16 protein-coding genes are annotated in these 25,517 nt (G+C 42.3%); all 16 read left to right on the top strand.

Annotation, left to right across the window (positions count from 1 at the left end; all coding sequences use genetic code 11):
• The first annotated feature begins 572 nt into the window (after window positions 1-572).
• The 16 genes from Q3A68_RS19160 (at window position 573) to Q3A68_RS19235 (ending at window position 25,408) form a co-directional block, all read left to right on the top strand.
• Window positions 573-1,748, top strand: a complete 1,176-nt coding sequence (locus tag Q3A68_RS19160) for a phosphotransferase enzyme family protein (protein ID WP_302902740.1) — start codon at window positions 573-575, stop codon at window positions 1,746-1,748.
• Window positions 1,749-1,774: 26 nt separating this feature from the next.
• Complete coding sequence (locus Q3A68_RS19165; protein ID WP_302902741.1) at window positions 1,775-3,124, top strand: Gfo/Idh/MocA family protein; 1,350 nt, start codon at window positions 1,775-1,777, stop codon at window positions 3,122-3,124.
• A gap of 286 nt (window positions 3,125-3,410) precedes the next feature.
• Window positions 3,411-4,793, top strand: coding sequence for a Gfo/Idh/MocA family protein (locus Q3A68_RS19170; RefSeq protein WP_302902742.1), 1,383 nt, complete (start codon window positions 3,411-3,413; stop codon window positions 4,791-4,793).
• Between the two features lie 166 nt (window positions 4,794-4,959).
• Window positions 4,960-5,739: a glucosamine-6-phosphate deaminase gene (locus Q3A68_RS19175; protein ID WP_302902743.1), complete on the top strand. Its 780-nt coding sequence runs from the start codon at window positions 4,960-4,962 to the stop codon at window positions 5,737-5,739.
• Between the two features lie 47 nt (window positions 5,740-5,786).
• Window positions 5,787-7,895 carry a glycoside hydrolase family 20 zincin-like fold domain-containing protein gene (locus Q3A68_RS19180; protein WP_302902744.1) on the top strand — a complete coding sequence of 703 codons (2,109 nt, stop codon included), beginning with the start codon at window positions 5,787-5,789 and terminating at the stop codon, window positions 7,893-7,895.
• A 78-nt stretch (window positions 7,896-7,973) separates the two neighbouring features.
• Window positions 7,974-11,090, top strand: coding sequence for a SusC/RagA family TonB-linked outer membrane protein (locus Q3A68_RS19185; RefSeq protein WP_302902745.1), 3,117 nt, complete (start codon window positions 7,974-7,976; stop codon window positions 11,088-11,090).
• 12 nt (window positions 11,091-11,102) lie between these two features.
• Window positions 11,103-12,524, top strand: a complete 1,422-nt coding sequence (locus Q3A68_RS19190; RefSeq protein ID WP_302902746.1) for a RagB/SusD family nutrient uptake outer membrane protein — start codon at window positions 11,103-11,105, stop codon at window positions 12,522-12,524.
• Window positions 12,525-12,666: 142 nt separating this feature from the next.
• The gene (locus Q3A68_RS19195) at window positions 12,667-13,797 is read left to right on the top strand and encodes a glycoside hydrolase family 88 protein (RefSeq protein ID WP_302902747.1); all 1,131 of its coding nucleotides are present in this window, start codon (window positions 12,667-12,669) and stop codon (window positions 13,795-13,797) included.
• Window positions 13,794-14,930, top strand: coding sequence for an SGNH/GDSL hydrolase family protein (locus Q3A68_RS19200; RefSeq protein WP_302902748.1), 1,137 nt, complete (start codon window positions 13,794-13,796; stop codon window positions 14,928-14,930). The genes Q3A68_RS19195 and Q3A68_RS19200 overlap by 4 nt, the downstream gene beginning before the upstream one ends.
• Entirely contained in the window at window positions 14,923-16,008 is a 1,086-nt protein-coding gene (locus Q3A68_RS19205; RefSeq protein WP_302902749.1) for an acyltransferase family protein, read from the top strand. The genes Q3A68_RS19200 and Q3A68_RS19205 overlap by 8 nt, the downstream gene beginning before the upstream one ends.
• A 25-nt stretch (window positions 16,009-16,033) precedes the next feature.
• Window positions 16,034-17,146 carry an acyltransferase family protein gene (locus tag Q3A68_RS19210; RefSeq protein ID WP_302902750.1) on the top strand — a complete coding sequence of 371 codons (1,113 nt, stop codon included), beginning with the start codon at window positions 16,034-16,036 and terminating at the stop codon, window positions 17,144-17,146.
• Window positions 17,147-17,186: 40 nt separating this feature from the next.
• On the top strand, window positions 17,187-18,356 hold the full coding sequence (locus Q3A68_RS19215; protein WP_302902751.1) for an amidohydrolase family protein: 1,170 nt from the start codon (window positions 17,187-17,189) through the stop codon (window positions 18,354-18,356).
• Between the two features lie 58 nt (window positions 18,357-18,414).
• Window positions 18,415-19,701 carry an MFS transporter gene (locus Q3A68_RS19220; protein ID WP_302902752.1) on the top strand — a complete coding sequence of 429 codons (1,287 nt, stop codon included), beginning with the start codon at window positions 18,415-18,417 and terminating at the stop codon, window positions 19,699-19,701.
• 6 nt (window positions 19,702-19,707) lie between these two features.
• Entirely contained in the window at window positions 19,708-22,413 is a 2,706-nt protein-coding gene (locus Q3A68_RS19225) for an alpha-L-rhamnosidase (RefSeq protein ID WP_302902753.1), read from the top strand.
• Window positions 22,414-22,447: 34 nt separating this feature from the next.
• The gene (locus Q3A68_RS19230; RefSeq protein ID WP_302902754.1) at window positions 22,448-24,229 is read left to right on the top strand and encodes an SGNH/GDSL hydrolase family protein; all 1,782 of its coding nucleotides are present in this window, start codon (window positions 22,448-22,450) and stop codon (window positions 24,227-24,229) included.
• 162 nt (window positions 24,230-24,391) lie between these two features.
• Window positions 24,392-25,408 (top strand): LacI family DNA-binding transcriptional regulator, encoded by a 1,017-nt coding sequence (locus Q3A68_RS19235; RefSeq protein ID WP_302902755.1) that lies wholly within the window; start codon window positions 24,392-24,394, stop codon window positions 25,406-25,408.
• The last annotated feature ends 109 nt before the right edge of the window (window positions 25,409-25,517 follow it).

The raw sequence follows: 25,517 nt of genomic DNA on the forward strand, positions 1-25,517 counted from the left end.
TATAAGGCCAAATCAATCGATTGAAAATGACATACCTTCATCGAGCTGACTAGTTTCTCATACGGAAAGACTCATAATTTTTTGGTCCTGGTTCGAACCCAAGGTGGATGTACAAATTAAAAAGCCGTTTAATTACAAGACCTACGGCTTTATCATTTTCCAAACGCGGGTTAGGAACACCTTCAGATCCGTTGTTAACTTAATTAGCAGTTACCTCCGGTAGGACTAAACTCTAATCGTTGCGTAGAAAGCATCAAGCTGTTAACTACAATTATTTAATTGGTTCGCGCCCAGCCTGGGAGAAAAAAGGACATGCAGAACATTTTTTGTCGTCCAATCCTCTCTTCTAAATTTACGCTAAAACGCTCATTTTCGATAACGTTCTCGCTAATTTATTCCCCTGTGTTCTCCAAATGGGCACCGTTTTTCATTAGTTTTACTTCAAGCGAGCGCAAGTTATTGGGCCAGGAAACACTTAGGGAACGGCCAGATTTTGCCTGTCGCTCATTGCTCGAATCAAATAGTTTTTCTATCACCCCCGATTTGGTTTGCAGGCATGTTGAACAGCTCTTATGGGATTAGATAACAATAAATATGAAGGTATTGATATGCATGACAAGATAAGTACTTATAATTTCAAAGACATTATTGCAAATTTTAACATCGCTCCCGGAGATTATGATATTGAACCTTTTGGTTCGGGGCATATCAATGACACATTTCTGCTCACAATCGGATCCGGATATGACGGTGCCTACTTACTTCAAAAAATCAATCATTTTGTTTTTAAAAATGTCGATGGTTTGATGACCAATATGCTTCATGTTATCAATCATTTAAAAGGAAAAGCAGGGACCTCCGGCGACCCTGCGAAAGAGATACTTACGCTGGTGCCATGCAAAGACAATAAGTACTATTGGCAGGATGACCAGGGTAATTACTGGCGAATGACTTACTTTCTGAAAGATACGCAAAGTTATGATTTGGTTACAACCGTTAAGCAGGCGTATCAGGGAGGGGCTGCTTTTGGAAATTTCCACTGGTTGTTATGCGATCTTGACCCTGCTTTGCTGGTTGATACTATTCCCGATTTTTTAAACATCGAAAAAAGGCTTGATAACCTGCAAAGAGCAATAGAGAAAGACAGCGTCGGGGTTGTGAAACAGGTGCAACCAGAATTGCTTTATCTGCTTGAATACGCAAGCAGCATGGGGGAGATATCGCAATTAGGCAGGGCCGGAATATTACCGTTGCGTATCACCCACAACGATACCAAATTCAATAATATTTTACTCAATCAGTATGATGAAGTTCAATGCGTAATTGACCTTGATACAGTTATGCCCGGTTTCGTAGCCTATGATTTTGGCGATGCCATTCGTTCGATTATCAATACTGCTGCCGAAGACGAAAAAAATCTTGACGCCATACAATTAAATATGCCGCTTTTCGAGGCCTTTGTCAAAGGATATCTCAGCAAAACGGTGTGCTTTCTGACCGAACAGGAATTAAAGTCGCTTGTAAAGGGCGCATTGCTGCTTCCCTATATGCAAGCAGTCAGGTTTTTGACAGATTACCTGGAGGGGGATGTTTATTACAAAACCCACTTTCCGGGGCATAACTTGCAACGAGCAAGGGCCCAGATGCAATTGTTTAAAATGCTTGAATCGAAAAAGGACGAACTAACCAATATAGTACAACAGCAATGGTTGCTAATAAAAAATGATCTAAAGGCTTTGAATGCTTAAATCAATAAAAATTTATTAAAACGAACATGAAAAGACGGTTATTTATTCAGCAAAGCACAATTGCGGCCACCAGTTTGGCCATACTACCAACTGGTAGCCTTTTTGCGTCTGTACCAGGCAAAGTAAAATTAGGATATATCGGGGTTGGGGTGCGCGGAATGAGCCATATCAGCGAAGGATTGCTTCGGCAGGACGTAGAAATTGTTGCTATATGTGATACGCAGGAAAGTTCGTTAAAAATTTGCCGGGAATTTATAGCTAAAAGTGGCCACCCTAAAGTAAAAGAATACACCGGCGGCCTGGATGCCTATAAGCGTTTGCTCGATCATGAAGATATAGATGCAGTCATTATCGCTACCCCATGGCAATTCCATTACCAACAGTCGGTAGATGCTATGAAAGCGGGTAAATATGTTGGTTGCGAAGTAATAGCTGGCTTAACTGTTGAAGAGCACTGGGATATCGTTAAAACTTCGGAGTTAACAGGCATGCCTTATATGACCCTTGAAAACGTGTGCTATCGCCGCGATGTTATGGCCGCGCTAAACATGGTCAGGCAGGGCCTTTTTGGTGAGTTGGTTCACCTGGAGGGCGGTTACCAGCATAACTTAAGAGCCGTGCTGTTCAACAATGGCAAGCAATTTCATGGCGGCGGCGTTGAATTTGGACCCAATGCCATAAGTGAGGCTCAGTGGCGCACCCAGTTTAATATTGATGTAGACGGAGATATTTATCCAACTCACGGTGCCGGGCCATGTATGCATTACGCAAATATCAATGCGGGTAACCGCTTTACCAATTTGATATCGTTCAGCTCCAAATCGCGCGGTTTAGCTGCTTATGTACAGGAGCTTTCGCCCGGGCACAAAAATTCGAAGATCAATTATAAAAACGGAGACGTAACAACAACGATGATTAATTGCGCAAATGGTGAAACGGTATTGTTAAGTCACGATACGCACTTACCAAGGCCATACTCGTTGGGTTTTCGTGTTCAGGGAACAAAAGGGCTTTGGATGGATGTGGCTGACGGTATATATATCGATCACCAGGCAAAACAGGATGATGCATGGGATCCGGCAAAGTTATGGTTCGATAAGTATGATCATCCGCTTTGGAAAAAATATGAAAAACTGGCCGAAGGCGCCGGCCACGGAGGTATGGACTGGTTTGTATTCAATGCATTTATAGAGTCAGTTAAACAAAAAAAACAAACCCCGATTGATGTTTATGATTCTGTCACGATGAGCGTGATAGCTCCGTTATCCGTAAATTCCTTAAGATCAGGAAACTCATTGCAGGATTTCCCTGATTTTACAAAAGGTAAATGGAAAGAGCGAAAAAACACCTTTGCCCTTGATGATAGTGGATTTTAATCAGATAAGAGCCTATACAACACTCATTTAGCAGCATAAAAATAAATGGCAAGCAGATGCTGTATTTTCGATAACGTTCTCGCTGATTTATTCGGACAAACCCTCTCTAGGTGATTCGCTTTTTGTTAGTTTTACTTCAGACAGGTGTTAAGACCGTATTAAATAACACGTGATCTGGCAATTATAAAATTAACAGACATCTGTTTTTGGGATTATAGAAACGTTCGCAAGTCAATAGAAGCACATACTATTTAAATGTTTTTCAACTATAATATATAGCTAATACATGAAAAATAACCGCAGAGATTTTATTAAGTATTCTGGCATAGCTGCTACAGCATTGGTGGGTGCAGCGTTGCCTCGGTTAGCAATTGCCGATGATATTACGAGTAATCCTTTTAACGGGGTAAAGAGCAGTCAGGCCTTTAATATGCATGGCTATGCTGCCCCAAAAATCGGTAAAGTGAGGATCGGGTATATCGGGTTAGGGAGCAGGGGGTCGGAGGCTGTTCCTCGTATACTTAATATTGAAGGGGTAGAGGTTAGAGCCTTGTGTGACATTAAAGCAAAGCAAGTGGAGTTGGCAAAAGAAGCCCTAAAGGGAACGCCAAATAACCCCGCTTTATATTCGGGAAATGACCACGAATGGAAAAAGTTATGCGAACGAAGCGATATTGATTTGGTTTACATCTGCACGCCGTGGAATTGGCATGCACAAATGGCCATTTACGCGATGGAGCATGGTAAACATGTTGCCGTTGAAGTTCCGGCAGCGCAAACCATAGACGAATGCTGGCAAATGGTAGAAACATCAGAAAAAACCAAGCTGCATTGCGTAATGCTAGAAAACGAATGCTACGATTTTTTTGAGCTGCTGACGCTTAATATGGCGCGTCAGGGCTTTTTCGGAGAAGTACTTCACGGAGAAGGCGCTTACATTCATAGCATTGCAAGGTCGCTTTTTGACCCCATTCAGCGACCTGGTTTATGGCGGCTGGACGAAAATGCCCATCGCAATGGTAACCTGTATCCCACACACGGATTGGGGCCAATTTGCCAGATCATGAATATCAATTGTGGCGATAAAATGGATTTTTTAACCTCAGTGAGCACCAATGATTTTACTTTACATGATATAGCCGTAGAATTGGCTGCTAAAGATGCCTCGTATAATAAGTATGTCGACAAACATTTTCGGGGCAATATGAATTCGTCCATCATACGGACGACAAAGGGAAGAACAATTATGCTGCAGCATGATACCTCTTCACCAAGACCTAAGTCATCGAGGTATCTCATTAGTGGTACCAAAGCAACCATTCAGTGCGATGCCGGGCCGGCCAAAATCTCAACCAGTCATGAAGGATGGGTTTCGCCGGAGGTTTTTGCAGAAATAGAGGCAAAATACACGCTGCCATCTATCGCAAAAGTGAGTGAATTGGCCAAAAAAGTTGGCGGCCATGGGGGGATGGACTTTTTAACAGATTGGCGTTTAATTGATTGTCTGCGTAATGGTCTTCCGGTAGACCATGATGTTTACGATGCCGCTCTTTGGAGCTCGATTGCCCCTTTGAGTGAATGGTCTGTCGCAAATGGCTCAAAGCCAATAGAGGTTCCGGACTTTACGCGTGGGGCATGGCAATCTAATAAGCCTTTCGACATTTCGTAGACTAACCGGAATGTCTGCTAATTAAAACAGAGTTAATAAGATGGTATGAGTGCGGCCTGAAAAGACAGCTGAAATTTAATACCATCACCAGTAAAGCAGGTTAGAAACCAGGCTACGGGAAGGGTTATGTAAAATAGTTTATAAATAAAAAATACGAGTCATCTTTATGAGAGTTTACATCGAAAAAAATGCACAGGATTTAGGCGTTATTGCGGGCAATGCAGCGGCACAACACATTCGGGAAGCGATAGCCGGGCGTGGCACAGCCAACATCATCCTGGCAACAGGCACCAGCCAATTCGAAACATTAAAGCAGTTGATCAAGGCGCCGGGAATAGCATGGAATAAGGTGGTTATGTTTCATCTGGATGAGTATATTAATATCCCGATATCACATAAAGCAAGCTTCAGAAAATACCTGACAGAACTTTTTCTTGACAAATTACCACCATTAAAAGCAGCCTATTTAATTGACGGCGAATCAGAGCCGAAAGCAGAATGCGAACGCTTGAATAAGCTTATTAGCGACCATCCCATAGATGTTGCCTTAATTGGTATTGGTGAAAACTGCCATTTGGCATTCAATGATCCTCCGGCTGATTTTGAAACCAATGCGCCTTATATCATTATTGATCAACTGGATGAGGATTGTAAACAGCAACAAATGAATGAAGGCTGGTTCTCTTCCATGGATGAAGTTCCTACGCAGGCTATCAGTATGTCAGTTCGGCAGATCATGAAATCCAAACATATTATTTGTTCAGTTCCGGATCTGCGCAAAGCAAAAGCGGTTAAAAACTGCCTTGAAGAACCAATAAGCAATATTTATCCGGCAACTATTTTATCGTCGCATCGAAGCTGTGATCTGTTCCTGGAAACGCTGTCCGCTTCCTTGCTGTCAAATGATGCATCTCGTTATACAGCGACTGCAAATTATGAAGCTTAATATTTCAGAATAAAAATTGTAAACCTGTTTTAGAAAACTTAAGCAAAATGATCAAAAAAGTAAAGCATGTCCGCCACATAATAATATTGACATTGTCCGTATTGTTGTGTTCCGTATGCGCCGCGCAAGAGGTCAACACTTTCGATCATTACTTTAAGCTTCTGCCACGTCCTCAAACTGTTCAACTATTAAATGGAGAAGGGCTGTTATCTACTGACATCCGTAGCATTTGTTTTAATAACTCCGGCACGGGACTGGTTATACCGGGTTTGTTAAGCAAATTTCCACGCGTAAGCATCCCGGCAAAGGGTTCTCTCTTGCTAAAACTTAAAAAAGAACTCGCACTACCATCAGATGAAGGCTACATTCTTTCAGTCAGAAACAAAAAGGTGGTCATCGAAGCTAAAAGCAGAAGCGGGCTATTTTACGGGATGCAGACTTTGAATCAATTGTTGGAGGATGCGCACGACCAGAATGTCCCGATTCCGGCCTGCAGGATAATGGACTATCCGGCTATGCCCGTGAGAGCTGTTCACATCGATCTGAAAAACCACCTGGATGCGCGCAGTTACTACTACAAAACCATTGATCGTTTAGCAGCAATCAAGGTAAACAATATCATTTTTGAATTTGAAGATAAGCTGAAATACAAAAAGGCAAAAGAGGTTGGGGCAGCTGATGCAATCTCTATCGAAGAATTTGCCGCATTAAGCAAATATGCCAAAGATCGCTTTATTGAAATAAGCCCGCTTGTTCAGGGCTTGGGTCATGCATCTTTCATATTAAAACACGATGCCTATAAGCGTCTGCGTGACAACCCGGCTTCGGATTGGGTATTTGATCCGCTTAACCCAAAGACTTACGAGCTCCAGTTTTCGATGTATGAAGACGCTATAAAGGCCACGCCCTATGGGAAGTACCTGCATGTCGGTGGTGATGAAGTGGGGGCGTTGGGAAAATCTGAACGATCTAAGGCTTCCGGCAAAAGCCCGCTCGAGCTGCAAATGTACTGGTTAAAAAAGGTGACAGATTTTGCGCGGGAGCATCGCCGGATCCCTATTTTTTGGGACGATATGGTGTTCAAATTAGGCGGCCTGTACCAAACAACCTGGGATTCTACTTTAAGTACTAAGCAGGTAAATGAGCTTTGGGAGAAAAATAGGAGCATTCTGGATAAAAATATTCCCCTTTTCCCCCGGAACTGCATTTACATGCGCTGGAATTACGAGGCTCCAGCCTCTGCCGGTAACATCTTAGCGCTTGATTGGTATAAATCGCACAACCTGGATGTAATGGCGGCGACATCGGCACAAATGTCTTATGCCATGTTGCAACGCAACCAATCAAACTTTCAAGCAATTAAAGACTTTTGCCAGCTTACCGCTAAGAAGAAATTAAAAGGAATATTATGTACCGTATGGGACGATAGTTCGCCCCACTTCGAAACTACCTGGCGCGGTCTGCATGATTTTGCCTGGTTTAGCTGGAATGATAAAGATTATAGCGAGAAAGTTGTTCATGCCACCTTCAGGCACCGGTTTTATTCACCCAAATTGGCTGGAGAACAGTATGAGTTCCAGAATATTTTAGAAAAAGCGGTAAGCGTTTGGGATACAGCCTTTATAGTTAATGGCGATAGGGAGAACTATCACCAGTCGTTTAAGCTTGTAGACATGCCCGACAAATCCAAAAGTGGTCAATGGAGCTTGTTATATCAAGACCGGTTAAAACAGGCTGCGAAAGCGGTTTCTAGGTGTGATACTGTAAAACACCGGATAGCAGAAGCCCTGATACTGGCGAGAAGAAATAAGTACAGCCTTGAGGTGTTCGCGCAGATAAATGAGCTGCAGGCCTATTCTTCAAAATTATTGCTCCTGCTTAAGCAGTACGATGACGCCCCGACATTAGATGACAAGAACCGGGTATTACGCAAGATTGGAGATTATCAAAGTGAATTTCCAGTGATCCGCTCTCGGCTAGAAAAGGTCTTTGCTGTAACGCGGGTTATGGCCAGACCACCCGGTTACAAGTTAGACTCAAACCTTCACGCTCACCTGGCAAGCAGTACTTATAATACCGACTGGATGTATTGGTATGAACTGGCAATGAACAGGAAAGTGTCGGAATGGCTACAATCCAATCACGTTAAGCAATAAAAATTTTGAATGAAGAAAGCAGTAGCCAATAAACTATACTCAAATCAACCCTAATACTTAATTGTAAAACTTTTGACCATGCAACACTTTACTCACCCTCCATTAAAAAATGGCATTTTGAAATGGAAAGTCATAACAAGCATCCTGCTTGTTGTCATACCGATTCTTCTATTTGCACAAACGAAACCCATTTCGGGCATTGTAAAAGATGAAAATGGGAATGGCGTGCCATATGTTACCGTTACCTTAAAAGATGGAAGTTTGGCTACCCGAACTGATTCAGCAGGCCGGTTTTCTATATCCGCTGCTCCCGGTTCGGTACTGGTTTTGTCGGCTGTCAGTTATGAGAAAAGTCAGCTTACAGTTGGTTCTAAAAGTCAATATGTGATAACGCTTAAATCGTTAACCTCTCAGTTAGGTGAGGTATTGGTAATTGGCTACGGCACACAGAAAAAAAGTGATCTGACAGGGTCAGTTAGCCGGGTAAAGGGCGAGGACTTAAAATTACTTCCGACACAGCGGGTTGACCAGGCTTTGCAGGGGCGTGCACCGGGTGTATCTGTTCAGAATACAGACGGATCTCCGGGGGGCAACACGGTAATTCGTATCCGCGGATCAAACTCTATAAATGGGGACAACAGTGCTCTTATTGTTATTGATGGATTACAGGGTGGTAACCTCAATTCACTAAATCCCAATGATATTTCGTCTATTGAAATTCTAAAGGACGCTTCTGCTACGGCCATATACGGGTCACAGGGTGCCAATGGTGTTATATTGGTCACAACCAAACTGGGCAAGCAAGGAAAGGCAGTGATTAATTATACGTTTGATGGTAGTGTTGCCAACCTTAATAACAAACCAAAACTGCTAAATGCAGCCGACTATGCCAGGGAAATAAATAAGGTGCGTTTAGCGCAAAATGGCAACGGCGCTCAACCTCAGCCAATTTTTTCAGATGCAGAAATCGCAGCATTTCAGCAAAATGGCGGAACCGACTGGGTTGACCAGGTGTACAGGCCAGCTTATACCCAAAATCACCAACTGTCTGTCAGCGGTGGTAGCGAGAAGGTTAGTTACCTGCTGTCTGGCGCATATTTAAACCAGGAAGGTATCCTCATCAACTCTGCCTATGACCGTTATTCTATACGTGGGAATTTTAGAGCGGAAATTGCTAAGTGGGTTAGCTTCGGCGCGAATTTGTCAACATCCAAAGAAAAATCAAACTCAGCTTTATTTGGCGGAAGCATTAATTACCCCGCCAACCCGGTAATAGCGGCGCCCAGGTTCTCACCAACCATACCTGTGTATGATTCAGTGGGTAATTACAGTGCCGCAGCGCTAAGATATGCCAACCCAACGCTTTGGAACCCGGTTGCCAGCGCGAAGGAGCCTATAATTAATAATGGTACGATACATAATAATATTAATGCCTACCTGGAATTTAAGCTGCTGGAAGGCTTAACACTGAAAATTACCGGTGGCGCTATCCTGACCAATATAGATGACTACAGCTTTTATAATAACAAAACATTTACCGGGTTAGCCAAGAATGGCAGCGGGAATATTTTCGCAGATAACAACACCTATTTTCAGAATTCCAATATACTTACCTATGATAAGACAATAAACAAAAGCCATTTTACCATTACCGCTGTTGCCGAACAGAAATATACTAAAGATTTCAATTCGACGATCAATGCCAGCGATTTTGCGGTACAACAGACAGGTGTTTTTGATGTAGGCGGGGCAAATACTGTAACCACTGCTTCGTCTTCATCAGAAAGGGTTATCAACTCCTACCTTGGTCGGATAAATTATATATTTGACAATAAATATCTCTTTACCGCCAGCATAAGGGCTGATGGGTCATCTGTATTTGGGAGCGATAACAAATGGGGGTACTTCCCGTCGGGATCGGTAGCCTGGAGAGCTTCAGAAGAGCACTTTATTAAAGATCTTCATATCTTTTCTGATTTAAAATTCAGAGTCAGCTATGGCGTTACAGGTAACCAGGCCATTAATCCTTATCAAACTTTGGCACATATTAGCTCAGGCTTTAATTACCCGTATGATGGAACTGATGTATCAAATCTGGGTTATTCGATTACCTCTACCGCTAACCCTAAACTTAAGTGGGAAAAAACAGCTCAAACTGATGCCGGATTGGACATGTCGATATTCAATGGAAGATTAGAGTTCACTTTTGATTATTATAATAAACTTACCACTGACCTGTTGCTTCCGAGAGTTCTTCCATCTTACTCGGGGTTATCTTCTATTCTCGACAATGTTGGTTCTATCCGTAACAGGGGTATCGAGTTTTCAATTTCAGGGAATCCATTTGTAGGGAAGTTTTCATGGAATACAGGCTTAACTTTTTCAGCAAACAGGGCTAAAGTAATAGACCTGGGCGGCGTGGACCGTATCGGTTTTGCCTCAGGTGGTTTCGGCGGGCAGAGTGTTAATAGTGTATTTATGTACCTGGTAAAGGGTCAGCCGTATGGTGAGATGATTGGTTATGGGTACAAAGGGGTTTGGAAAACAAGCGAGGCGGCAGACGCCGCCAAATATGGGCAGTTGCCCGGTGACCCGCATTATGACGACCTGAATGGCGATGGCATCATCAATTCAAAGGATGAAAAAGTTATCGGTAATTCCACCCCGAAATTCATTTTTGGATGGACAAATAAGTTTACCTACTCAAATTTTGATCTCAGCTTTTTGATACAAGGATCGAAGGGCAACAGCATATTTGACATATCCAGAATTGCTCTTGAATCGCCGGGAGGAACCAGCGCTGATCTTTTGAACAGATGGTCGCCGTCAAATCAGAACTCATCTATCCCCGCAATAATTGACCAGGCGACAAGAGCTGCTTCTGGCTTGGTTAGTACCGTAAAAATACCTGGTAGTTCCGCCAATAGAACTTCCAGATGGGTGGAGGATGGATCGTATGCGCGCTTAAAAAATATCACTTTGGGTTACAACCTGCCTGCGGCGATATCACAACGGTTTCATGTAAACAATCTCCGGGTATATGTAAGTGCCACAAATTTAATCACGATCACAAAATATAAAGGCAGCGACCCGGAAGTAAGTTCATACACTGGTAACGATGCCCAGTTTGGATCTGATTTTGGTACCTACCCGCAATCTAAAATTTTCAATGTCGGCTTAAATGTTTCATTATAAATAGTTACAGAAATGAGAAATTTAAATTTGTTTACTAAGAAGACTGGCTTTCAGTTGGTAGCCATTCTTATACTTTTATCATCTTGTAAAAAATTGCAGGAAGAGCCTAAAAGTGTTATTACCCCCAATAATTTTTACACTACCACAACCCAGATACAGTCTGCTTATACGGCTTCTATGAGCTTGTTATGGAGCCGCAACCAGGGTTACTCGGCGTATATGGATGATTTTAACCAGGATGATCAGATCGTAAGGGGGGATTTGAATATATCGGAGAACTATGGAGCCGAACTATGGGCCGCCCATTATTCTGCTTTGTTAAACATCAATACCGCTATCAAAGCTCTGAAGAAGGGGTTGGTTGGGGTAGACCAGGGCCAAATAGATGATTTGATGGGTCAGGGTAAATTTCTCAGAGCTTTCAATTATTTCATGCTAGTGAGAATATTCGGAGGCGTTCCACTCATTACCGAAGATACGCCCGATCCGGTTAATGTGAAAATGGCACGCTCAACGGTCCAACAGGTCTATGATCAGATTATTAGTGATTTTACAGATGCAATAGCCAAGCTCCCGGTAACACGCTCAGCAGATATGCGGGGGTTGCCAACCAGGGATGCGGCTAAAGGTTTGCTAGCAAAAGCTTACCTTACAATGGCTACTTTCCCGTTAAATAAACCGGAAAATTATGCAAAGGCGGCCGAAATGGCCGGGGAAGTAATTGATAGTGCAAATTATTCGCTTGTGCCGGACATATCTACATTATTCTCTGTTGCTAATCAATATGGCCCGGAGATGATGTGGAGCTTCAACTCAAACGCTCAGAACCAGGGACCCGATCCGCGTATATGGTCGGATATGAGGGGTTTTGGAGATATTTGCGCTGAACCTACCTGGGAACAAGCCTATCCAAAACAACCCAGAAAGGACGCTTTTATAGAAACCACATTAAACGGGGTTCTCTACTATGATCTTGGCGATTACTGGCCGGGGGTTAAGAAGTTTCAGTATGATGCCCCCGCAGATTTTGCTGCCGGTCGCTCTGTAGTGAGCATGCCTATTATTCGTTTTGCCGATGTATTGCTGATTTTTGCTGAAGCCGACAATATGGCCAAAGGTGCCCCCTCGCAAAAGGCTGTTGACGCTATTAACCGGGTGATAGACCGGGCAAATGGACATGTAATAAATTCGGAGGACCCTTTAGCTACTACCAGCATGACCATGGCTGAGTTTGATAATAAGGTGATTATGGAAAGAGATTATGAACTATGCTTTGAAATAGATCGGTGGTTTGACCTTATAAGAAAACATATTCTGAAACAAGAAAGTCTTCCTGATTATCAAATCAATTTTAGTGATAATGATTATTTATGGCCCATTCCGACAAATGATATACAAGTAGATCCTTTACTTACGCAAAACCCGGGATATTAAAAGAGGTTTATTGTGGTATACCGCTCCTTAATAGTTTTAAATGGGTTGGCAAATTGCTCGAATGAAAAAGCTTATATTATCTGGAATATTAATATCAATTTGTTCTGTATCGTTTGCGCAAAAAAGAATATCCCGGGAATCGATGCGGAAGTTAGTGACTGCGGACCTGGAATTTTCTGTGCAACAATACAAATCGCTGATACATATTTTACCACCTGGGGAAATGCTTAAAACTTATGACGCGGCAACAGGTAAGTTGATAACAAGCGATTCGGAATGGTGGTGTAGCGGGTTTTACCCTGGTACACTATGGTATCTGTATGAGTATTCAGGCGATACTGCATTAAAACGGGAAGCAGAGAAACGAATGACAATTATAAAAGGAGAGGCATTTAATTCGGGCAATCATGACCTTGGGTTTAAAATATTTTGCAGCTTCGGTAATGCATACCGTATTACCAAACAACAGCAGTATAAAGAAACTATACTGACTGCCGCAAAATCTTTGGCATCACGGTATCGTCCAACTATTAAATCAATTCAATCGTGGGACTCTTCTGCCATGTATAAGTGCCCGGTAATTATTGATAATTTAATGAACCTCGAATTATTGGAATGGAGCAGCAAAAATGGAGGGGAGAGTCGGTTGGGTGAGATAGCTGTAAACCATGCGAATACAACGATGAAAAATCATTTTCGCCCTGATTTCAGTTCCTATCACTTAATTGATTATGACTTATCTACAGGGAAGGTGATGCGTAAGATCACCAGGCAGGGCGCAGCCGATTCATCCGCGTGGAGCAGAGGCCAGGCATGGGGATTATACGGTTATACTATGATGTACCGCTTTACTAAAAATAGACGGTACTTGTCCCAGGCAAAGCATATCGCAAAATTTATACTCAATCATCCGCATCTCCCGGCTGATAAGATTCCCTATTGGGATTTTGATGCACCGGGGATTCCTAACACCTATCGCGATGCTTCAGCGGCTGCTGTAATGGCATCCGCTTTTCTTGAATTGGGAAGATATACAAAGGGGCAGCTTCGGATACAGTATATTGCAACGGCGGAGAAAATAATTCAGACGCTCTCTTCCCCTTTATACCTTGCTAAGTTGGGTACCAATGGCGGCTTTTTGCTAAAGCATAGTGTTGGCGCCTTACCTTTTAGATCTGAAGTGGATGTGCCATTAACCTATGCAGATTACTATTTTGTGGAAGCTTTAATAAGATATAAAAATTGGTATTTAAAGGGAACCCGCAAAGTATGAAACGGATGCAACATGTTTATTTGAAAGTAATATTTTCTGCTTTAGTTATAATAGCTTTTGCTCCTGATGCATGGTGTTTATCCGGAAATGGTATTGCTGCAGATACGCTGACTTTTTATGACGGCCGTCAATTCACAGTGATTGGCAGGTTTCATAATGAAGAAAACTATCGCCGGTTTCCGCAACGATATAAGGGTGTTTTGAGAGACCAGGTTTGGGAAGAGAGTTTGAGCTCGGCAGGTATTGCTATCCGGTTCCGAACGAACGCAACCCTTATAGCAGTAAGGTGGTCCTTAAGGGAAATTGATCCGCTATCAAAAGAGGCCGGATCTATCGGCACCGACGGGGTTGATTTGTATTGTAACACCGCTGCAGGCTGGCAGTATGTCAACACCGGGAAACCAAAACATAAGGAGAACCAGTTTATATTGCTGCGTAATGGAGATGGAGGATACAAAGAATATTTGTTAAACCTTCCTTTGTATAATGGGGTGGATTCACTTTCTATTGGCGTAAATGGAACGGCAGATATTTCGAAGCCTGTTGAAAAATATCTTATCGAAAAGAAACCGGTTATATACTATGGCAGCAGCATTGCCCAGGGAGCAGCGGCCTCGCGGCCCGGGATGGCCTTTACTAATATTCTTTCACGAAAATTGGATATCCCATTTATCAATTTTGGCTTTAGCGGTGAGGGGAAATTTGACTTGTCAGTTGCATCGGCAATGAGCGAGGTTGACGCGTCTTTGTATATTATAGATTGTACCCCAAATTCAAAAAAGGAAATTATTTGCGACAGTGCAATAAAGGTGGTGAGGCTTTTAAAAGAGAAAAGGCCACTGATCCCGGTTTTATTGGTGGAAGGGTTTTATTATGAAGATAGCTACTTTAATAAGGATGGCCTGGCTAACATAGATGATAAGAGAAAGGAATTGAGAAAAGCCTTTGAGTTGCTTAAGGAATCAGGGATTAAGGGATTATATTACAAAAAAGGAGATGGATTAATTGGGTATGATCATGAAGGAACTGCGGATGGGGTGCATCCCAACGATGTTGGCATGTTGCGGTTTTCTGAGCAAATGTTACCCGTTATTGAGTCTGTTTTGAAAAAGAAAATCAGTAAAAATGACTAACCAGGACAAACTAAACCCTGATCACGAGCGCATACTTTCTATTGATTTTTTTCGTGGGTTAACCATGTTTTTGTTGGTGTCGGGTTACGGCCAGTTGTTTAATCCGGTCAGCAGTAATCAGATCGTTGCCGCCATTGGCAGGCAAATGGACCATGCCTACTGGCAAGGGCTTACCGCCTGGGATCTTATTCAACCCTTTTTTATGTTTATTGTCGGTGTGGCAATGCCATTCTCCTTTTCAAGAAAATGGGCTAAGGGTGAAAGCTGGAGCAAGTCGCTCAGGGGTGTTTTGCGGCGTTCGCTGTTATTGCTTTTTCTCGGTTGGCTGGTGTCTTCAGAAACAAAATCTTCTTTTACAAACGTGTTGGCACAACTATCAGTTACCTACCTTATTGCTTTTTTGGTAATGCGAAAAGCCATACAATGGCAATTGTTGGTTTCGGTTATATTAATTGTTTTAACCGATGTGATCTACAGGGTCTGGCCAGTAGAGGGCTTTAATCAGCCTTTTACTGCCGACCATAATTTTGGATCCTGGTTCGATATTTTCCTGACCGGGGGGCTAAGCGAAGATAGATGGGTTGCATTTAACGCCATTCCTACAACAGCGCATACCATTTGGGGGGTAATTGCAGGGACGATATTAATGAAAGATTATACGCCCCGAAAAAAAGTGGGCGTGCTGCTGATCATAGGTGTTGCAGGTATTATCGCCGGGTGCGCGCTTGGCATGTATATTCCTGTTATCAAGCGTATATGCACAAGTTCATTTATCATACTGAGCGGAGGGTATGCTTTTGTTGGCCTTGCTGTTTCTTATTTGCTGATTGATGTGCTCAATTTAAAAAAGGGCACAGCTTTTTTTGCAATTGTTGGCATCAACCCGCTATTTATTTACCTGTTCTGGCATTCAGGGGGGCGACTTGTGCTGATGAATCTTACCAAACCGGTTACAAACCGGCTGTTTGGTTGGATAAGCCCTGACGCTATTACCATAGCCACCATACTTGTTGTGTCGGGTATGATGTGGTATATCTGCTACTTTTTATACAAACGAAAAATATTCATCAAAATTTAAGAGTGTCAAAGCTTGAATGACGACCATGTCTGATCCTACTGCTACTGTTCAACCCCGGCAAAGATTGGCTTCCCTCGATTTTATGCGTGGGTTCATCATGATCTTGCTGATGCTCGAAGGAACAGCTTTATATGAAAAATTAGACGCAGCTACAACCGGTTCTGGCCTTAATGCTGTTGTTCGGCAATTTTTTCATCATCCCTGGAATGGTCTCCGTTTTTGGGACCTTATTCAGCCTGGGTTTATGTTTATCGCCGGCGCTGCTATGTCCTATTCATTACATCGGCAGCGGGAACAGGGGGTGCCCTGGAGACAGTCGTTTATAAAAACGCTGAAGCGATCCGCTCTTTTGTTATTCTGGGGCATCTGGACAAGGATAATAAAGGCCGACGGGTTAAACTTTGAGCTATGGAATGTTTTGGCTCAGCTTGCATTTACAACCTTGATTGCCTTCCTTATTTTTCGCTGGTCAATTGAGAGACAAATTATTTTCAGCCTTTTTTTATTGGTTTTAACCGAAATTCTATATCGTTTTACCAATGTAAGCGGCTTCAATCAGCCGTTTACCGATCAGCATAACTTCGGAAATTACATCGATCTTTTATTGGTGCATAAGATCAGTAAAGGTGGTTGGGTTACCATCAATTTTATTCCAACAGCCTGCCACACTATTTGGGGAATGATGGCCGGTTCACTCTTGTTGTCAACTAAACCAGCCGTAATAAAATTGAAGCGGTTGTTGTTGGCCGGAATCATTTTGCTGGCTGCGGGATACCTCGAAGGAGCCACCATTACACCTATTATTAAAAGGATTGCTACAACTTCATTTGTCCTGGTTTCGGGCGGATGGTGCCTGATCGCACTTGCATTTTTATACTGGTGGAATGATATAAAAGGGCATACCAAATACGCATGGCTCGTCACCGTAGTTGGGATGAACTCATTGTTCATTTACCTTTTTATCGAAACAATTTCCGGCGGAATTAACGAATATGTTAATAAGATAGCGGCGGGTTTCCTAACGCCCGCCCATCTGCCGGTATTGCTGATCGGGATAATTGCATCCTCACTAACATTTTTACTTGAGTGGTATCTATGCTGGTATATGTTCAGGAAAAAGGTATTCATCAAAATATAGATTTAGCAGAGTGGAATTTAATATCAAACAAGTTCAATATATGATTAGCGCTGCATCCATATTTAAAACGATCGCTCAGCTTACCTGCCTGAGTTTGCCGGTAATTTTAATGTCTGCTCAAAGCTACTCCCAGGAGAAAATAGCCAAACCTGCAAAAGATGCACCGGGTGGGCAGTATTATACTGTCGGCGATTTTAAGTCGGTTAAAAAGATCGACTCCCATGTACACCTGACAGAGGATCTAGATACAGCATTTATTAGCCAGGCCGAGGCAGACAATTTTAGGATGCTGACGATTAATGTATATAGCTCACCTGGCGACCCCATTGAACAACAGCAGGATTTTGCCATCAAGCTGATTAAGGCTCATCCCGGCCGCCTTGCCTATGCGACGACATTCTCTTTAAAAAACTACAATGAACCTGGCTGGCAAAGTGAAGTTATTGCCTATTTGAGGAATTCATTTGCCCAGGGTGCGGTTGCAGTTAAAGTATGGAAGAATGTGGGAATGCAGCTGCGGGATAAAAATAATCAATTGGTTTTTGTCGATAACCCGAGGTTCGATACCATTTTTAACTTTCTTGCGATTAATCATATTCCCCTTATCGGTCATTTAGGTGAGCATAAAAATTCATGGCTTCCATTGGATAAAATGACTGTAAAAAATAACCACGACTACGCTGCCGCACATCCGGAAGAGTATATGTACTTGCACCCCGACCGGCCATCGTATGAGTACTACCTGAAAGTAAGGGATCATATGTTGCAAAAAAATCCGAATCTGAAATTTATCGGGGCCCATTTAGGGTCTTTGGAGTGGAGCGTAGACGAACTTGCTAAAACACTGGATAAATATCCCAATATGGCGGTGGATATGGCTGAGCGCATCTCTCATCTGCAATACCAGGCAAAAACGAATTGGAAGCGTGTACACGATTTTTTTATCAAGTACCAGGACAGAATATTATACGGAACAGATATGCGGCATGACGCAATGGATATTGTAAATGAGCACATAGCTACCGTGGAAGGATTAAGAAAACATGCGCATGAAACCTGGCTAAGGCATTGGCGATTTTTTACAACCAATGAAAAAATGAAAGCACCTGAAGTTCAAGGAGAGTTTAATGGTTTAAAACTACCGCGCCAGGTGATTGATAAAATATACTATAAAAACGCTCAACGGTGGATCCCCGGAATTCCAAAGTAAATAAGGAATAAAGCTGCGGGGATATTTTCACCAAGCACAAATAAAATATAAATAAAATATGTCAGGATCGAAAATCAAGAATTACCGTTGGATTGTCTGTCTTTTTCTGTTTACCGCAACCACAATCAATTATATCGACAGGCAAATATTCGGTTTACTTAAGCCGGAATTAGAGAAAGTTTTTAGCTGGACTGAAATGGATTACAGCCGGATTGTGATGGCATTTACCGCCTGTTACGCATTTGGCCAGTTGACCTACGGAAGAATAATTGATAGAATTGGTACCAAGATGGGCTATACCATATCAATAACCCTCTGGAGTATTGCAGCAATGCTTCATACCGCTGTTAAAAGTACTTTAGGATTTGGATTGGTGAGGGGTTTTCTTGGTCTAGGAGAATCCGGAAATTACCCGGCAGGTGTCAAAACAACAGCAGAGTGGTTTCCAAAAAAGGAGAGAGCGCTTGCAATTGGCATATTGGATTCAGGTTCTAATATCGGGGCATGCGTTGGGCCTATCTTGGTTCCATTCTTATTAGCGGTTTATGGTTGGCAGGCGGCATTTCTAATAACAGGATCGTTGGGTTTTATATGGCTGATTTTATGGCTGATTTTTTATGAAATACCCTCAAAACAAAAACGCCTTACTAAATCCGAATTTGATTATATTAATAGTGACGATGAGGATAATGAAGGCATTATTACCGGGAATGTAACCTGGGTCGGGCTGCTTAAATTGAAGCAAACATGGGCGTTTATCGCGGGTAAGTTTTTTACGGATCCTATATGGTTTTTTTTCTTGTTCTGGCTTCCCTCTTACTTTAGTTCCTATTTTCATCTTGATCTTAAAAGGCCCAGTTTGCCCCTGGCAATTATTTACTCCGGGGCTATGTTAGGCAGTTTGGGCGGGGGTTATCTTTCCTCATGGCTGATTAAAAAAGGATATCCCGTTTACAGGGCCCGGAAAATTGCTTTGCTGATATCGGCAATATGTGTCATTCTGATTATACTCTCAAGATTTACCACCAATATATGGACCGTTGTAACACTAATAAGTATTTCAGTTGCTGCAAACCAGGCATGGAGCGCTAATATTTTTGCTATAGTTCCGGATATGTTTCCAAAAAAAGCCATTAGTTCAGTAGTTGGTTTAGGGGGAATGGCCGGTGCTATTGGCAGCGTGCTTTTTCCGCTCTTTATTGGTTATGTTCTTGATTTCTATAAAGGTGCCGGTAACATTGTCGCCGGGTACAATATTATTTTTATTATCTGCGGAAGTTCGTTTATGCTGGCCTGGGTAATTATACATTTTATAATACCCAAGATGCAAAAAGCAGTTCTTTAGCGCGTTATGAAAAAGATTATATGCCTTGTTATAAATGTGCTGGTTATCGTTTCGTGTTCGTTTGCACAGCTTTCGGTTTGTAAGCTCCTGACGGAAAATCGCATCAATCCGATCGGGTTAGATCAGAGAGCACCACGTTTTAGCTGGCAATTGGCAAGTAAAAAACGGAACGTTTTCCAGGTTGCATATCAGATAGAGGTCTTCACTTCGGCAAAAGAAAAAGCTTTCTGGGATTCGGGTAAAGTACGGAGTGCAGAATCTGTATTTATATGGTATGCAGGCAGTCCCCTGCAAAGCGGGAAGAAGTACTTTTGGGTAGTTAAGGTCTGGGATAATTATCAAAAAGGACCTGCGCTTAGCGACACCGCATCGTTCAGGATGGCATTATTAAATGGGAGTGACTGGAAAGCTAAATGGATAGAGCCAGGCTTTACAGAAGATAGCGTGATGCGCCCAAGTCCCTTATTCAGGAAAGCGTTTTCTGTCAATAAAAAGATATTATCTGCAATCGCCTATATAACTGCGCATGGTTTGTATGAAGCTCAAATAAACGGAGTTAAGATTGGCGATGCTTATTTTACGCCCGGATGGACATCCTACAATAAACGGTTACAGTACCAGGTGTATGATGTGACAAATATGCTGGCAAAAGGCAATAATGTTATAGCAGCAACACTTGGCAATGGATGGTACCGGGGCATTATTGGTTTTAAGAATAAAGAGAATATGTATGGTAAAGATATTGCCCTGCTCTTTCAATTGGAAATTACATATGCTGATGGGACGAGATCAACAATTATTTCTGATAATAGCTGGAGATCATCTACCGGCGCGATCCTTTACTCGCAGATTTATAATGGTGAAATAATTGACGCTCGGCGGGAAAAAAAAGGATGGGCATTGCCTGGATATGATGATACCCGGTGGGACAGTGTGAAGGTTACCAATCACCCTATCGATATATTGGTTGCCACGGTAAATGAACCGATAAAAGAGCAAGAGCACTTTAAGCCGGTAAAAATATTCACAACTCCAAACGGTGAGCACGTAATTGATTTTGGGCAGAACATGGCTGGTTGGGTAACGCTTAAAGTCAACGGAAAAAAAGGAGATAAGATGGTTGTGTCCCATGCGGAGGTATTGGATAAGAATGGAAACTTTTACACCGACAACCTGCGGGCGGCAAAAGCCCAGGATACATACCTTTTAAATGGGGGCGGAGTTGAGATATTTAAACCGCATTTCACATGGCACGGGTTCCGTTATATCAAGATTGAGGGCTATCCCGGCGAGTTGCGCCCGGAAAACTTTACAGCAACGGCTTTATATTCAGACCTACGGCCAGCAGGTACTTTCAGTTCGTCAAATCCATTAATTAACCAATTACAGCACAATATTCAGTGGGGGCAAAAAAGCAACTTTATAGATGTGCCTACCGATTGTCCGCAACGCGACGAGCGCTTGGGCTGGACCGGTGACGCCCAGGTTTTTTTCAGAACCGCGGCCTTTAACATGAATGTCGATAATTTCTTCGCCAAATGGCTGAAAGATGTCAGCACAGACCAGTTACCGAATGGCAGCGTCCCCTTTGTTATACCGGATATATTGGGCCAACGCAGATCCGGGTCGGCCGGTTGGGACGATGCCGCCTGTATTGTTCCATGGAATTTATATGTTGCGTACGGCGACAAAAGGGTGCTTGAACAGCAATATCCCAGCATGAAAAAATGGGTTGAATTTATCCGGAATAGCAGCCACAATAATTTATGGAATACTGGAATTCATTATGGCGACTGGTTATTTTACCATCCGGATGATGATAAGTATGGAAAGGCGGCCGTGACGGATAAGTTTCTGATAGCGCAATGCTTTTATGCCAATTCCATCCAGCTGGTAATAAACGCGGCAAAGGTTTTGGGCCATACCGAAGAAATATCTGTTGATGAGACTTTATTGGCAAAAGTAAAACAGGCATTTGTAAAAGAATATGTAACTGCCAATGGCAGGCTGGTTTCCGGCACTCAGACCGCTTATGTGCTTAGTTTGCAGTTTGATATGTTGCCTGTAAATCTCAGGCAGCAAGGGGCAGAGCGCCTGGTTGAAAATATCAAAAGTTACGATAATCATCTTACCACGGGGTTTTTGGGCACGCCTTACCTGTGCCATGTTTTAAGCCGTTTTGGGTATACAGATATAGCGTATAAGCTTTTGCTGCAGCAGGAATACCCATCGTGGTTGTACCCGGTAAAAATGGGTGCAACAACCGTTTGGGAGAGATGGGATGGTATAAAACCCGATAGCACTTTTGAGTCGCCTGCCATGAATTCATTTAACCACTATTCATACGGCGCTATTGGCGACTGGATGTACCGGGTTATGGCCGGGCTGGATAATTATGATGACGGGCCAGGATATAAGCACATTAAAATAAAGCCTCATATCGGCGGAGGATTTACCTACGCTTCAGCAACTTTGGAAACCTACTATGGTAAACTAAGCAGCAGTTGGATACTTAAGAACGATAAAATTTTTATGGACGTTGAAATTCCCGCAAATACTACGGCAACAGTTTTTGTTCCTTCAACTAATGCCAATGAAGTAACAGAAAGTGGTGCTGCATTATCCTCTGCTACTGAAATGAAAACAGAAAACGGTTATATGGCGCTTACTCTGGGTTCGGGCACTTATCATTTCGTCGTATCAAAAAAGTAGTTGCTTTGAATCAAGAATTTAATCACTTGTAAATATGAATGTTAAGTTATTTGTCATCATATCGTATTTGGTTTTTCAGTGCTCGTTAGTTCATGCACAAGAAACCGGGAACTATACCTGGTGGGATCCTGCTAAAAATGACGTCCCGGTTATTGAAGGGCAGGCATGGCCTCAGGAAGTTAAGAATCCGTATGACAGGCTGCCGGCCCGGGCGGAAAAAATAGTGCGCCCCAGGGTATGGGAGTTATCACATGACGCTGCGGGTTTATCGGTTTCTTTTATGGCGAACAGCTCAGAGATTGTTGTAAGGTATAGAGTAAAAAACGGCCAGGCTTTTCCACACATGCCAGCTACGGGAGTAAGTGGGGTGGACCTATATGCAGTAAACAGTGATGGAGACTGGATTTGGGCCGCTGGTAAATATACCTTTGGAGATACGATCACCTTCCGGTTTAAAGGGCTTAATCCCAATGATGCCTATCATGAGCATGGAAGAAGATACAAATTATATCTGCCACTATATAACACAGTTGAATGGTTGCAGATAGGTGTGCCCAAGGAGACTTCATTTGTGCCCTTACCTTTATCAAAAGAGAAACCAATAGTTGTTTACGGCACCTCAATAGTACAGGGTGCTGCTGCATCAAGACCGGGGATGGCCTGGACATCTATTCTCAGCCGGAAAATGGAAAGGCCATTGATCAATCTGGGCTTTTCTGGTAACGCCAGGCTTGATAGTGAAATTGTCGACCTGATGAGCGAAATAGATGCTAAAATCTTCATTTTAGATTGCTTGCCAAACCTTGTCTATGGCGAGTTTACGCCAGAAGTGATCAAAAATAAAATTCTGAATGCGGTGACTAAATTGCGACAGCAGCAGAAGACTACGCCTATTCTTCTTATTCAGCACGATGGTTACGCGGATGCTGAGATAGATACGACCAGGAAAAAGCTTTATGCTGATGTTAATGTCATACAGGAGGCAGCCTTTAATCAATTGAAAGCTGCGGGTATAGATGGCATTTATCTCTTATCCAAAGAAGCCATTGGCCAAACTATTGATTGCACGGTTGACGGCACTCATCCCTCAGATCTTGGTATGATGCATTATGCGGAGGCGAGCGAAAAAATTATACGCCAAATATTAAATGAACCAGTTGGCATTTTAAGCACTACCAGGCCACGTACACAAAACCGTGATGCCAATACCTATGACTGGCAAAGCAGGCATAACGAACAATTGGGCCTAAACAAAGCCGCGGAACCTTGTATTGTTTTCATCGGTAACTCAATCACTCACTATTGGGGGGGCAAGCCCGCGGCACCGATAAGCAGGGGCAGCGATTCGTGGAATAAATATCTCGCTCCCCTTGGCGTGCGGAATTTTGGTTTTGGATGGGATAGGGTTGAAAATGCTTTATGGCGGGTGTACCATGATGAACTTGACGGCTATACGGCCCGGCAGGTAATAATTTTAATTGGAACCAATAACCTGAGCGTAAATTCGAACACCGAAATTCTCGAAGGGTTAAAATTGCTCGTAGAGGGTATTAAGGGACGACAACCCCAAAGTGATATTTTATTATTGGGTATACTTCCACGTAGAAATCAAGAAAGCAGGGTTTTACAACTAAACTCGGGCATCAAAGAATTATCTAAATCGTTGCATGTAAAATACGCAGACGTAGGCAAATCGCTGCTTTACAGAGCAAAAATAAATGAACAATTATTTGTGGATGGCTTACATCCCAATGCCGAAGGATATAACAGGGTGGCGCAAATGCTCTTACCTTATTTAAGAAAAGCTGGCAATTAATTTCTTTGCTGTTGCTATAGCCGTTAAATAGAGAATAGTTTCGTGATATGTCGTAAGTAAGGGAAGTTTAAAAGGATTGAAAATGCAATTTATCTCATTTTCCACTAAAATTGAATATTAGTGTTTTAAAGATTAAATTGTATGTCTTAATCACTTTTAATAATGAAGCCGCATGCTGTTACTATAAAAGATATCGCAAAAGAATTAAATATTTCGGTAGCTACTGTTTCAAGGGCGTTAAGAGATGCTTATGATGTAAATCAGGAAACACGACAGCAAGTTCTTAATAAAGCATTGGAAATGAACTATAAACCTAATTATAATGCGATAGGTTTAGTAACAAATAGCTCTCATAACATAGGGATTGTTTTACCTGCAGTTGTGAATTATTATTTCTCCACGGTTATTTCCGGTATACAGGAAGTGGCCTATAAAAACGGTTACAATATTGTCCTTTATGTAACCAATGATTCTGCAGAACGCGAAAAAGACATCTTATATGATATTTCTCCGGGTAACATTGATGGACTTCTACTTTGCGTATCCTCAGATTCGGATCAAAGCGAGCACTTTACCAAAATCATCAATATGGGCATACCGATCGTTTTTTTTGATAGGGTTGCAGCTCACATAGACACTTCCAAAGTAATGCAGGATGATTTTAATGGAGCCTACGCTGCCGTTGACCATTTAATTAAAAGCGGGTATAAAAAAATTGCGCATATCACAGGACCAACGGGCTTGCTTTTTACCGAAAAAAGAATGGAAGGTTACCTTTTGGCACTTAAAGAGCATGGTTTCCCCATTAAAAAAGAATGGATTATTCATTCAGGGTTTACGCAAAACTGCGGTTCAGCAGACATGATGCAATTGTTAAAATGCAAAGAAAAACCAGATGCAGTCTTCGCTGTTAACGACAGAAAAGCTATTGGTGCTATGCTGACTCTAAAGAAAAAGAAAATAAAAATAGGTAAGCAAATAGGCATTATTGGGTTTACAAATGACCCGATGTCTGAAATTATTTCTCCCACTTTAACTACCGTAGAAGAACCAGCCAAGGAGATAGGCAGGAAAAGTTGTGAACTGTTGATGAAGCATATATTTAAAAAGCATTTTATTGCCGAGGAGGTAATTTTACCAACGAAACTTATCATAAGGGAATCCACCCAAAAACTATAATTAACAAGGATAATAGCTGAATAATTTGCTGTTTAGACAAAGACCGGGCAAGTATGATTTTGTTGCTTGCTTCTTGTTTTTTTGATATAGTTCGCTGTTAATCAAGTAG

Origin of the sequence: Mucilaginibacter tolerans (assembly GCF_030519375.1) — a bacterium.
Taxonomy (GTDB): Bacteria; Bacteroidota; Bacteroidia; order Sphingobacteriales; family Sphingobacteriaceae; genus Mucilaginibacter.